We start from the raw sequence: 12,307 nt of genomic DNA on the forward strand, positions 1-12,307 counted from the left end.
GCACGCCGACCCCGTACCGTCGCGTCAGGCCGCCAGGGCCTTCTTGACCTGGATCAGGCTCGGGTTGGTCATCACGACCTGCTCGCCGCCGCCCACCGGCTGGACCAGCACCGTCGGCACCGTCTGGTTGCCGCCGTTCACCGACTCGACGAACGCCGCCGACGCCGGGTCCTCCTCGATGTTGATCTCGGTGTAGCCGATGCCTTCACGGTCCAGCTGGCTCTTGAGCCGGTTGCAGTAACCACACCAGGTCGTGCTGTACATCGTCACGGTGCCGGACATCGAGGGGGCTCCTTCGGAAGAGGGGTTCGTACGTTCTCACAGCCGCAACGTCCACCGCGCGGCAGGCATTCCGGCATGCCGTCGGAAGGTTCGAGCCGCGACCGGGCAGCACTTCGGACCACGGTCGGACGGTCCTTCCGGACACGGTCGGGCAGCCCCTGCGGGGCGTGGTCGGACAGCATGCGGAGCGATCATCCTGCGATCACACCGGGCCTGTGGACAACCCCGCCCCGGTTGTCCGCCCGGGCTGAGAGGATGGAACGCATGCAGGAAGACCTCTTGAGCGGCAGCCCGTACGACGGTCCCCACGGCTCCCCCTGGGCCGACCCCGTCGCCGCCACCGGCCCCGACGCCGTGCTCGCCGGGCTCGACCCCGAACAGCGCGCCGTGGCCACCGCCCTGCACGGCCCGGTCTGCGTCCTCGCCGGCGCCGGAACCGGCAAGACCCGCGCCATCACCCACCGCATCGCCTACGGCGTGCGCAGCGGCGTCTACCACCCGGCCCAGGTCCTCGCCGTCACCTTCACCGCCCGCGCCGCCGGCGAGATGCGCGGCCGACTGCGCCAGCTCGGCGCCGAGGGCGTCCAGGCCCGCACCTTCCACTCCGCCGCCCTGCGCCAGCTCCAGTACTTCTGGCCCCGCGCCGTCGGCGGCCCGGTGCCCCAGCTCCTCGAACGCAAGGTCCAGCTCGTCGCCGAAGCCGCCGGCCGCTGCGGGCTGCGCGTCCAGCGCACCGAACTGCGCGACCTCACCGCCGAGATCGAATGGGCCAAGGTCACCCAGACCGCTCCCGAGGACTACCCCGCCGCCGTCGCCAAGTCCGGCCGCGAAGCCCCCCGCGACCCCGCCGAGACGGCCCAGGTCTACCGCGTCTACGAGGAGACCAAGACCCGCCGCGGCAGCATCGACTTCGAGGACGTCCTACTCCTCACCGCCGCCATCCTGGAGGACCGCCCGGACATCGCCGAGCAGGTCCGCAGCCAGTACCGGCACTTCACCGTCGACGAGTACCAGGACGTCTCCCCGCTCCAGCAGCGCCTGCTCGACCAGTGGACCGGCCCCGACGGCGGCGCCAGCCTCTGCGTCGTCGGCGACGCCAGCCAGACCATCTACTCCTTCACCGGCGCCACCCCCGACTACCTGCTCAACTTCCGCAGCCGCCACGCCCAGGCCACCGTGGTCAAGCTCGTCCGCGACTACCGCTCCACCCCCCAGGTCGTCCACCTCGCCAACGGACTCCTCGCCCAGGCCCGCGGCGAGGCCGCCCGGCACCGCCTCGAACTCGTCTCCCAGCGCGAGGCCGGCCCCGAACCGGTCTACACCGAGTACGAGGACGAACCCACCGAGGCCGAGACCACCGCCCGCCGGATCAAGGACCTCCTCGCCGCCGGCGTGCGCGCCAGCGAGATCGCCGTCCTGTTCCGCACCAACGGCCAGTCCGAGGTCTACGAACAGGCCCTCGCCGACCTCGGCGTGCCCTACCAGCTCAAGGGCGCCGAACGGTTCTTCGAACGGCCCGAGGTCCGCGACGCCGGCGTCCTGCTGCGCGGCGCCGCCCGCGCCGCCGACGACCCGCTCACCGCCGGCGCCCCCGACCTCGCCGGCCAGGTCCGCGCCGTCCTCGCCAGCCGCGGCTTCACCCCCGAACCGCCGGCCGGCTCCGGCGCCGTCCGGGACCGCTGGGAATCCCTCGCCGCCCTGGTCCGGCTCGCCGAGGAGTTCGAGCGCACCCGCACCGCCGAGGGCCTGACCACCGACCTCGCCGCCTACGTCGCCGAGCTCGACGCCCGCGCCGCGGCCCAGCACGCCCCCGCCGTCGAAGGCGTCACCCTCGCCTCCCTACACGCCGCCAAGGGCCTCGAATGGGACGCCGTCTTCCTGGTCGGCCTCACCGAGGGCACCATGCCGATCATCTACGCCAAGACCGACGAACAGATCGAGGAGGAGCGCCGCCTCCTCTACGTCGGCGTCACCCGCGCCCGCAAACACCTCAGCCTCTCCTGGGCCCTCTCCCGCTCCCCGGGCGGCCGCGCCTCCCGCAAGCCCAGCCGCTTCATGGACGGACTGCGCCCCGGTTCCGCCGCCCCCGGCGCACGCAGCGGCGCGCGCGGCGGCCGGGGGAGCGTCGAGCCCGGCGAGCGCTCGGCCGCCCGACGGGTCCGCGGCCCGGTCAAGTGCCGGGTCTGCGACCGGGCGCTCACCGACGCCGTCGAACGCAAACTGCGCCGCTGCGAGGGCTGCCCGTCCACCATGGACGAGGGGCTGTACGAACGGCTGCGCGAATGGCGGGCCCGGCAGGCCAAGGAACAGGGCGCCCCGGCGTACGTGGTGTTCACCGATGCGACGCTGATGGCGATCGCCGAGGACGTGCCCGCCAGCCGCCAGGAACTGGCCCTGATCTCGGGGGTCGGTGCCATGAAGCTGGACAAGTACGGGGCAGCCGTGCTCTCGTTGTGTGCGGGGGAGGAGCCCGAGGAGGGTCCGGACGGCGTCGAGGACGACGGTCCGGTCGATCCGGCGTGAGCCGGCACGGGCGCGGTCCAGGGGACTGCTCGGGGGACTTCAACAGCCGCTGCGGAACGTCGCGGCGACGGCCGTGCGACACCGCGCGGACCGCACCGTCGATGGCGTCGCGTGAACTCGCGTGAAAAATAGTTTGCGCGGCGTACCGGGAGCGCAATAGCCTGCCGGAGCGGTCAAGGGGACGCGGTCGCACGGGGTGAAACCTGTGCCGATCCCCCTCGCCACACAGCTACACCGAGACAGACATCCGAACATTCGGAGCCAGGGGAACCAGGCTCCGCGAGACGCCGAGAGGAGGCGAAGACAGTGGGAAACATCATGATCACCAAAATGACTGGCCAGACCGTTGTCGCTGCCTCCCTGCGTGCCGCCCGTCTGCGGGCGCTCGCCGAGCTCGGTGGAACCGGTCTGGGTCTCGACGCCACCGGTGTCTCCGTCGCCTCCGTTGTCAGTGGTCTTGGACACACTGATCTGTGCCTCACGGACGGCAGGAGTGTCGAAGGCTCCGTTGTCGAGACCGGTCTGTCCCGTGGCTGGGTGTCGGTCGCCGCGTCGCGTCCCGAGTGCGATGAGCGACCGCTCCAGGCACCGAAGTCAGTCGTAATCGCCGCCATGCATGGCGACTATGCGCAGGCCCTCGGTGCCGGAAACGCCCAGAAGCAGAACGAGCAGCAGATTAACCAGGCCATGGCCGCCTTCAACGGCGCCAAGGCCGTCCGGATGCGGGCCTTCCGCGGGCCTGAACCCTGGAGAGAACGAACCTGAGTCAGCCTCAGGTCGGCACCTCCAGGGCCGCGGAACCCGTCACACCGGGATCCGCGGCCCTTCTGTTTTGTCCGGTACGCAAGACCACCCAGGCCCTCCGGGGCCTCCGGCCCAGCACCACCAGTCCACTGGGCCGGAACCACTGAGAAGACGAGAGAAGACGCCCACAGTGTCCACGGTCATCACGCCGCCCATCCCGTCCGTACCGCCGACAAGCCAGATCACCAAGGCCGACCAGGCCGACCCCCCGGAGGTTCCGTTCATGCAGCTCAACTCGATCGAGCAGGCCGAGGCGCTTGGTCTCCCCATCCCCTGCCGCGCCTTCGACCCCGAGGTCTTCTTCGCCGAGACGCCCGCCGACGTCGAGTACGCGAAGTCCCTCTGCGGCACCTGCCCGGTGAAGGAGGTCTGCCTGGCCGGCGCCCTGGAGCGTCGCGAGCCGTGGGGCGTCTGGGGTGGCGAGCTGTTCGTCCAGGGTGTCGTCGTGGCCCGCAAGCGGCCGCGTGGGCGTCCGCGCAAGACCGAGGTCATGGCGTGAACCCGGCCCACGAAGCCAGGGCCGTCCGCCGGGGAGAGCAGCCCCCGCTGGACAGCGCCCTCCGCCGATCCGTACGGCTCGCCGCCGCCAAGGCCGACGCAGCAGCCCGCACCATCCCATTTCCGAGCACGCACCACGAGCAGGACCACCACATGACCCCCGCCGCCATCGATCCCACCGTCCGCGCTGAGCAGACCACCGAACTTCAGATCCAGAACAGGACCCTCGAAATGCAACTTCTGCATGAATCCCTGGCCCGTGCCCATATGCAAGACAGGCTCCACGAGGCCGAGGAACAACGCCTCGTCAGCCGGGTCGCCCGGGCGCGCAAGCTCCGGCAGCGGGCCGAGCGGGCCTCGCTGCGGGCCCGCAAGGCGATCGCCGTCGCGTTGATGTAGCCGCTCCCGCAGCAGGCGCGTCAGCGCGCCGATCCGACTGACCCCCGTCGTGCCGCAGGCCGCCCCCCGTTCGCGGGGAGCGGCCTGCGGCCGTTGTCGTCGGTGGGCGCCTGGTGGGCCCGGCGGGGAGCGACGGCCGGTGGGTCAGGGGCGGGCGGGCTTGGCCTGTGTCGCCGACTTGGCCTGCTTGGCCGCCGTGCCCTGCCGGGGCGCCTTCGCCGGCTTCGTCGGCCGTTCGCCGGAGAACTCGGGCAGCCAGTCCAGCATCTCGGCGCGGAACGGTGCCTTGGCGCCCAACTGGCACAGCACCCCGATGGTGCTCAGCGTCACCCGGTGGATCAGCAGGTACGCGGGCGGCAGGTTCAGCTGCTTGCCCAGGTTGTAGGCGGGCGAACGCGGATCGGCGATCCGGGCCGCCTGGGCGCGCATCCACGTCCGGGTGAAGTGGAAGTTGTCCACCGCGGCCGGCTCGATGATCGGCCGCAGGTAGTCCAGCACCGCGTCCGGGTCCAACTGGATCGAGGGCTTCACGAAGCCCTCCTCGCGCAGCATCTTCAGCACGCCCGCCGCGTCCCCGTCCAGGGCCATCCGCAGCGAGGCCCCGATCGGGGCGGGCAGCCCGCCCGGCAGCCGGTCCACGGTGCCGAAGTCCAGCACGCCCAGCCGCCAGCCCTCGGCCGGGCCCTCGTCCTTCAGCAGCCGGAAGTTGCCCGGGTGCGGGTCCGCGTGCAGCAGACCGGTCCGGGACGGGCCGGCGAACAGGAAACGGGCCAGCAGCCGGCCGGCGCGGTCGCGCTCCTCCTGGGTGCCGTTCGCGATCACCTCGGCCAGCGGGGTGCCGTCCATCCACTCGGTGACCAGTACCTGGTCGGCCTGCGCCACCACGCCCGGCACCACGATGTCCGGGTCGCCCGCGAACTCCTCGGCGTGCCGACGCTGGGCCTGGGCCTCCAGTTCGTAGTCCAGCTCCTCCGAGACGCGCTCGCGCAGCTCGGTGATCAGCGGCTTGATGTCCAGCCCGGGGATCAGCGGGCCGAGCAGCCAGGCGACCCGGCTCAGCTGGGAGAGGTCGGCGAGCAGCGCGTCGCCCGCTCCCGGGTACTGCACCTTGACCGCGACCTGTCTGCCGTCGTGCCAGACCGCCCGGTGCACCTGGCCGATCGATGCGGCCGCCGCCGGACGGTCGTCGAACTCCAGGAACAGCTCGCGCCAACTGTCGCCGAGCCGCTGGGCGAGCGCGGTGTGCACCTTGGCGGCGGGCATCGGGGGAGCGGCGTCCTGCAACTTGGTGAGTGCGGCCCGGTACGGGCCGGCGACCTCCTCGGGCAGTGCGGCCTCGAAGACGGACAGCACCTGCCCGAACTTCATTGCCCCGCCCTTGAGCTCACCGAGGACCTTGAACAGCTGATCGGCGGTGGCCTGCTGCAGTTCGGCCGTCACCACCTCGGCCGACCGGCCGCCGATGCGCTTGCCCAGCCCGAGCGTGGCACGACCGGCTATCCCCAGCGGCAGGGCGGCGAGCCGTGCCGTGCGGGTCACTGCCTTGCGCGGAAGATCGCTCACCCGGGCCTCCATTCCCCTGGCCCCCCGACACCGGACGGCTCACCATCACTAGGCCATTGTGCCCGCTTCGCGGGCTGCGGCCGCCGGTATTTCACGGGGGGTCGGGCCGCGCTGTTGACGTTCCGGGGGCCCGCCCCCTCCCCCCCACCCCCCCACCCGCCCTCCTCCTCCCACCTCACCCGCCGCCCGCCCACCCACCTCACGTGCCCGCACCTTCCGGAACCGCGACTCCCGCTCCTCCCGGCCCGCGCCCTGCCCCAGGCAGGGCGCGGGCCATGGGCTCACCTGGCCATGGGCTCACCTGGCCATGGGCTCACCTGGCCATGGGCTCACCTGGCCATGGGCTCACCTGGCCATGGGCTCACCTGGCAAGGTGTCGCGCCCAGGGGGCGCTCCGCCCGTCTCGGTCCGGGCGCCGGGTCAGGCGGCCGCTGAGCCCCGCGGCCGCCGGGCCCGTGCCCGGTACCTTCCTCGTTCCTCCCTCCTCCTCAGTTCGGCGGCAGCGGCTGCCACAGGCAGCCGCAGTCCGGGTGTCCGCGCAGCCGCAGGCGGCGGGGCATGCCGTCGCCTGCCGAGATCTCGCACCAGCCGTCGACGCTCGGGGGCCGGCCGCCGTCCAGGTACACCTGGACGTGCAGCGCGGCCAGTCCGGCGACGGCCGTCGCCAGGGCCGTGTCGCAGGCCGGTGTTCGGGCCCGGCCGGGGCCCTTGTCCGCGAGCTGGGCCAGGACCCGCGGCCAGGCCGCGTCCTCGTCCTCCCGCCGCAGCACCAGGCAGTGGCCGCAGGCGGACCTGCCCGGGATCACCAGCGGCCCGACGATGCCGAACTCCTCGACCACGCCGACGTACAGGTGCGGTACCCCGGCTCGGAGCAGCAGCCGGGCCTCGTACGTCCCGCCCGCGAAGGCGGCGCTGCCGTCCCGGGGCGCGAGGACCACGAAGTCGGGCGGCGGGCCGTCGGTCTTCTTCCGCGGCACCGGGACCAGCGGGCGGCCCGCGGCCCGTTGGACCGCCTCCCGGGCGACCGTCGCGCGCAGCCGCCCGACGTCCGCGGGTGGCAGTCCCGCGGGCGAGCAGTCGCCGGGCTGGACCCGGCCGCTGTCGGCCACGGTGACCGTCCCGGTGCCGCCGGCGGCGAGTACCGTCGCCACGGCCGCGCCGACCCGGCCCGCGCCGCGCACTTCGATCCGGGTCTCGGCCCGGCGGGCCAGGACGGCCGGTGCGGCGCCCGGTCCGGAGTGGACCAGGGACAGTGAGGCGAGGTCGGGCCCGAGCAGGTCCCGGTGGGGCAGCGGGTAGCGGGACAGCGCCCGGTCGGTCGCCTCCGCGTCGTCCAGCAGTCCGGTCTCCTCCAGTTCGCTCAGCAGGGTGTCGGTGGGTTCCCGGCCGAGCCCGATCCGTTCTCCGGCGGACAGCAGCTCGGGCCGGTCGCGCGTTCCGTCGACCAGGTCGAGGAATTCGCACAGCGTTTTGTCGGCGTTGCCGAGCACCCCGGCGTACCGGGTGACGGTGCCGAACTGCAGGGTCTCGGAGTCCCGCCAGCTGCGGGACAGGGCGGGCTTGAGTACGAGGCGCACGACGATCTCCCTTCCGATCGTTTCCGGACGGCTGACCGCAGCATGCCCTATCGCGCCGACGGCGTGCGGAAAGTTATCCACAGGTCCGGGAGCATGATCACAAGATCTGTTCGCGTGCCCTGTGGATAACTGCCCATCCTTCCGTGCGTCGGTTTCCGGACACTCCCCGTCGGCCTTTCGTTCCCGATCGCTCCATGAAAGATTTCGGCCACGGCACCGGACTTCTGTCAGTGGTTCCGGGTAACGTCGTGTGCCATGGCAGCCGAGCGGGACTCCCATCCACCGGTGTCGCGTCGGCGTGCCCGTGCAGCGTCCGGGTCACAGATGGCGACGCCGAGCACACGAGGGCGCCCGGACGAGAAGCAGCGCGAGAAGTCGCACGAGACGCCGCGCGAGGCGCAGCAGGCGCGACCGCAGCACCCGCCCGCCACCGCCGCCTCCTCCGAGGCGCACGACCGCAGTCGGGTCGAGGTGCGGCGCAGCGCCCGCCGTAGCCGTACCGTCTCCGCGTACCGCGAGGGTGACCGCACCGTGGTGCTGATCCCGGCCCGGTTGTCGCACGCCGAGGAGCAGCGCTGGGTGGCGCAGATGCTGGAGAAGCTCGCCGCCCAGGAGCGCCGCCGGGTCCTCGGGGACGACGCCCTGATGGCGCGGGCCCGGGACCTGTCGGCGGCCTATCTGGACGGTCGGGCCCAGCCGGTGCAGGTCCGTTGGGTGACCAACCAGAATTCGCGGTGGGGCTCCTGCACTCCCAGTGAGGGGACGATCCGGCTGTCGCACCGGCTGCAGGGCATGCCGGAGTACGTGCTGGACTACGTGTTGTTGCACGAGCTGGCGCATCTGCTGGTGCCGGACCACGGTCCGGCGTTCTGGGCGCTGTTGGCGGCCTATCCGCGGACGGAGCGGGCGCGCGGTTATCTGGAGGGTGTGGTGTCGGCGGCCCGGTTGCCGCACATCCCGGGGGCCCGGCACGGTGCGTCGTCGCCGCCGGATCCGGCGGCTTCCTGCGGGTGACGCGGGCAAGGTGGCGCGGGCGGGCCGGCGGCGGGCCGGCGGCGGGCCGGGCGACGCGGGCAAACGGAAGGGGGCGCGGACCGAACGGTCCGCGCCCCCTTCGGTGCCTCGCACCTCAGTCCGTCAGGCGGTCAGCCGTCGCGCCCGGGCGACCAGGTCGCGCACCGAGTGGTCGGTGAGCTCCGGCAGCCGGTCGTAGTCGAACCAGCGCAGGTCCAGCGATTCCTCGCTGATCAGTGCCTGGGCCCCGGCCGGGGCGAGCGCGATGTACTGGACGTCGAGGTGGGTGTTCTCCGGCCGGTCCTTGCCGGTGCAGCGGACCAGGTGCCGGTCCAGCTTGGCGGGGACGGGGGCGCCGTTCTCCCGCAGCAGGACGAGGTCGGGGATGCCGGATTCCTCGACGGCCTCGCGCAGCGCGGCCGAGGCGAGGTCGGCGTCGCCGGGTTCGCAGTGCCCGCCCATCTGCAGCCAGATGCCGACCTTGGGGTGCAGGGTGAGCAGCACCCGTCCGGCGGCCGGGTCGACGACCGCGGCGCTGGCGGTGATGTGGGCGGGCAGGCAGGAGCGGTAGAGGCCCTCGGGCTGCTCGGCGAGGTGCGCGAGGTAGTCGAGCCGCAGCCGGTCCTGGTCGTGCTCGGCGGGCTGCCAGTCGGTCAGGGTGCGGACGGCGTCCGCGTGCAGGGTGGACGCGGTCGTCCCGGTCGCCGTCATGCGGTGGGCTCGCCCTTTCCGTCGGTGCCGTCCTGGTCGCCCTTCGGCGGCTCCGGCTTGGTCTCCGGCTCGCCCTCGGGGGTGCTCTCGGGCTTGGTCAGGTCGGGCTTGGCGGGGTCGGACTGGCCGGCCGCGGCCTCGCCGAGCAGCTTGTCGAGGGCGTCGAAGTCGAAGCCGCCCTCCAGGTCGCCGCTGCCGCGGTGCACGAAGGCGTCCGGGTCGTCCAGGTCGGCGGCGGTGGGCAGCATGTCGGGGTGCTCCCAGAGCGCGTCGCGGCCCTCGATGCCGCGTGCGTCGGCGAGCAGCGCCCACAGCCGGGCGGCGTCGCGCAGGCGGCGCGGGCGCAGTTCCAGGCCGACCAGGGTGGCGAAGGTCTGTTCGGCGGGTCCGCCGGCGGCGCGACGGCGGCGGACGGTCTCGCGCAGGGCGCCGGCCTGCGGCAGGTGGGGTTCGGCGGCGGCGTGGACGACGGCGTCGACCCAGCCCTCGACGAGGGCGAGCGCGGTCTCCAGGCGGGCGAGGGCGGCCTTCTGCTCGGGGGTGTCCTCGGGCTGGAGCAGGCCGCCGGCCAGTGCTTCCTGGAGTGCTTCGGGGTTGCTCGGGTCGAGCTGGCCGGCGAGTTCCTCCATGCGGGAGGTGTCGACCTTGATGCCGCGGGCGTAGGCCTCGACGGCGCCCAGCAGGTGGGCGCGCAGCCACGGCACGTGGGCGAAGAGGCGCTGGTGGGCGGCCTCGCGCAGGGCGAGGTAGAGCCGGACCTCCTCGGCGGGCACGTTCAGGCCCTCGCCGAACTCGGCGACGTTCTGCGGCAGCAGGGCGGCCTTGCCGGCCGGGGCGAGCGGCAGGCCGACGTCGGTGGAGCCGACCACCTCGCCGGCCAGGGCGCCGAGTGCCTGGCCGATCTGGGTGCCGAACATGGCGCCGCCCATGGAGCGCATCATGCCCATCAGCGGGCCGGCCATGGCCTGCATCTCCTCGGGCAGGACGCCGCCCATGGCGGTGCCGACGCGTTCGGCGACCGGGTCGACGAGGTCCTTCCAGACCGGGAGGGTGGCCTCGATCCATTCGGCGCGGCTCCAGGCGACGGCGGTGCCGGCGCCGGAGGGGAACTCGGTGGCACCGTCGAGCCACAGGTCGGCCAGGCGTACGGCCTCCTCGACGGCGGCGCGCTCGGAGGCGCCGACCGAGCGGTCCTTGCTCTTGCCCTCGGCGGGTTCGGCGACGACGGTCTGCCGGGCGATGTTCTGGGCGAGTTCCCAGTTCACCGGGCCGCCCTCGAAGGAGAGCATCTGGCCGAGCTGCTGGAAGGCGGCGCCGAGGTCGCCGGGGTTCATGCCGCCGAACATCGCGGCGAAGGGGTTGTCGGCGCCGCCGGGGCCGCCCGGGGCGCCGGGCATGCCGAACATGGCGCCGAAGGGGTTGCCGGTTCCGAAGCCGAACGGCTGGGGGCCGCCGGTGCCCTCCTGGCCCTGGTCCTTCTTCTGCTGCGCGTCGTCGGGCTTGGCCTTGCCGTCCTCGGGCTCCTCGGGGGGAACGCCGAATCCGAAGGGAAGGTCGCTCACGGGGTCCTCGATCCGGTCGGCCGTCATACGGGTGTGGCGGGAAGTGCGGTCCGCCCGGGGCTCCGGTGGAGCGGGGGACTCGTGGGCGGCTCCGGTGCGCTAGGCCCGCGCCGGGTGCACCGCCGGGCCTTCGCCTCGGGCAGGATGGACGTACGTGACACACGTACGTACGCACATAAGCTAACCGTGGAGGATGGCCGGTGAGTTCCCCGCCCTCGGACGTTCGCTCTGGGCTGACCGCTGGAGAGGACGACCCGGACGCCACGGCGTCGCCGCCTCCAGCCTACGGCGGGCGGCCGCTGACCGTGGCCGTCACCGGTGCCGCGGGGGTGCTGGGCGAGCGGGTCGCCGCCCGGCTGGTGGCCTCGCCGCACGTGCGCAGGGTGCTGGCGGTGGACGACCGGCGCGGTGAGGTGCCGGGCGTGCAGTGGCGGGTGCTGGACGTGCGGGATCCGGCGGTGGCCGAGCGGCTGGCCGGGGTCGACGTGGTGGTGCACCTGGCGATGGACTTCGGGATGGAGTCCGATCCGCGGGCCCGCAGCGCCTACAACGTGCGCGGCGCCCAGACGGTGCTGACGGCGGCGGCCGCGGCGGGGGTGCACCGGGTGGTGCTGTGCACGTCGGCGATGGTCTACGGCGCGCTGGCCGACAACGAGGTGCCGTTGGCGGAGGACTCCGAGCTGCGGGCGACCGAGGAGGCCTCGCTGGTCGGGGACCTGCTGGAGATCGAGCGGCTGGCCCGGCGGGCGCCGCGGGCCCATCCGGGGCTGCAGGTGACGGTGCTGCGGCCGGCGGTGGTGGTGGGCCCCGGGGTGGACACGGTGCTGACCCGGCACTTCGAGGCGCCGAGGCTGCTGGTGGTGGCCGGTTCGCGCCCGTGCTGGCAGTTCTGCCACGTGGACGACCTGGCGGCGGCGCTGGAGTACGCGGCGCTGGGTCTGGTGGAGGGCGAGGTGACGGTCGGCTGCGACGGCTGGCTGGAGCAGGAGGACGTGGAGCGGCTGTCGGGGATCCGGCGGATGGAGCTGCCGGCCGCGTTGGCACTGGGGACGGCGGCGCGGCTGCACCGGTTGGGGCTGACGCCGGCCCCGGCGGGGGACCTGGCGTACACGATGTACCCGTGGGTGGTGTCCGGCAGTCGGTTGCACGAGGCGGGCTGGCGGCCGGAGTTCACCAATGAGCAGGTGCTGGCGGAGCTGTTGGCGCAGGTGTCCGGCAAGCACGCGGTGGCGGGGCGCCGACTGGGCGGCAAGGAGGCCGCGACCAGTCTGGGGGCGGCCGGGGCGACGGTGGCGCTGGTCGGTACGGCGGCGCTGGTGCGCCGGGCCCGCAAGCGGCGTCGCTTCTGAGGGGCGGTGGGCAGGCCGTCCCGGC

11 protein-coding genes are annotated in these 12,307 nt (G+C 73.4%); 6 read left to right on the forward strand and 5 right to left on the reverse strand.

The genetic code is table 11. The annotated features are described in order from the left end of the window. Positions 1–24: 24 nt before the first annotated feature. Complete coding sequence (locus ABTZ03_RS07325) at positions 25–282, reverse strand: mycoredoxin (protein WP_350506166.1); 258 nt, start codon at positions 280–282, stop codon at positions 25–27. Between the two features lie 255 nt (positions 283–537). On the opposite strand from ABTZ03_RS07325, the gene ABTZ03_RS07330 reads away from it, so the two are divergent. From ABTZ03_RS07330 to ABTZ03_RS07345, 4 genes are all read left to right on the forward strand, one after another. Continuing rightward, positions 538–2,805: an ATP-dependent DNA helicase UvrD2 gene (locus tag ABTZ03_RS07330; RefSeq protein ID WP_502894403.1), complete on the forward strand. Its 2,268-nt coding sequence runs from the start codon at positions 538–540 to the stop codon at positions 2,803–2,805. 306 nt (positions 2,806–3,111) lie between these two features. Next, positions 3,112–3,570 (forward strand): hypothetical protein, encoded by a 459-nt coding sequence (locus tag ABTZ03_RS07335; RefSeq protein WP_350511890.1) that lies wholly within the window; start codon positions 3,112–3,114, stop codon positions 3,568–3,570. Positions 3,571–3,739: 169 nt separating this feature from the next. Further along, the gene (locus tag ABTZ03_RS07340) at positions 3,740–4,108 is read left to right on the forward strand and encodes a WhiB family transcriptional regulator (RefSeq protein WP_396243565.1); all 369 of its coding nucleotides are present in this window, start codon (positions 3,740–3,742) and stop codon (positions 4,106–4,108) included. Next, positions 4,105–4,506, forward strand: a complete 402-nt coding sequence (locus ABTZ03_RS07345) for a putative WhiB-interacting protein (protein ID WP_350511891.1) — start codon at positions 4,105–4,107, stop codon at positions 4,504–4,506. The genes ABTZ03_RS07340 and ABTZ03_RS07345 overlap by 4 nt, the downstream gene beginning before the upstream one ends. Before the next feature lie 144 nt (positions 4,507–4,650). Here the strand turns inward: ABTZ03_RS07345 and ABTZ03_RS07350 are convergent, their stop codons facing one another. Both ABTZ03_RS07350 and ABTZ03_RS07355 read right to left on the reverse strand, forming a co-directional pair. Further along, positions 4,651–6,069: an ABC1 kinase family protein gene (locus ABTZ03_RS07350; RefSeq protein ID WP_350511892.1), complete on the reverse strand. Its 1,419-nt coding sequence runs from the start codon at positions 6,067–6,069 to the stop codon at positions 4,651–4,653. 488 nt (positions 6,070–6,557) lie between these two features. Continuing rightward, positions 6,558–7,646, reverse strand: a complete 1,089-nt coding sequence (locus ABTZ03_RS07355; RefSeq protein ID WP_350511893.1) for a ThiF family adenylyltransferase — start codon at positions 7,644–7,646, stop codon at positions 6,558–6,560. A gap of 324 nt (positions 7,647–7,970) precedes the next feature. On the opposite strand from ABTZ03_RS07355, the gene ABTZ03_RS07360 reads away from it, so the two are divergent. Next, a complete protein-coding gene (locus ABTZ03_RS07360; RefSeq protein ID WP_350511894.1) occupies positions 7,971–8,660 on the forward strand; it encodes a M48 metallopeptidase family protein in 690 nt (229 codons plus the stop codon). Between the two features lie 123 nt (positions 8,661–8,783). On the opposite strand, the gene ABTZ03_RS07365 is transcribed toward ABTZ03_RS07360, so the two are convergent. Beyond that, positions 8,784–9,371 (reverse strand): NUDIX hydrolase, encoded by a 588-nt coding sequence (locus ABTZ03_RS07365; protein WP_350511895.1) that lies wholly within the window; start codon positions 9,369–9,371, stop codon positions 8,784–8,786. Continuing rightward, the gene (locus tag ABTZ03_RS07370) at positions 9,368–10,933 is read right to left on the reverse strand and encodes a zinc-dependent metalloprotease (protein WP_350511896.1); all 1,566 of its coding nucleotides are present in this window, start codon (positions 10,931–10,933) and stop codon (positions 9,368–9,370) included. The genes ABTZ03_RS07365 and ABTZ03_RS07370 overlap by 4 nt, the downstream gene beginning before the upstream one ends. Positions 10,934–11,133: 200 nt before the next feature. Between ABTZ03_RS07370 and ABTZ03_RS07375 the strand changes: the two genes are divergently transcribed. Continuing rightward, positions 11,134–12,282 carry an NAD-dependent epimerase/dehydratase family protein gene (locus ABTZ03_RS07375; RefSeq protein WP_188303064.1) on the forward strand — a complete coding sequence of 383 codons (1,149 nt, stop codon included), beginning with the start codon at positions 11,134–11,136 and terminating at the stop codon, positions 12,280–12,282. The last annotated feature ends 25 nt before the right edge of the window (positions 12,283–12,307 follow it).

It is taken from the genome of Kitasatospora sp. NPDC096077, from assembly GCF_040303245.1.
Lineage (GTDB): Bacteria > Actinomycetota > Actinomycetes > Streptomycetales > Streptomycetaceae > Kitasatospora.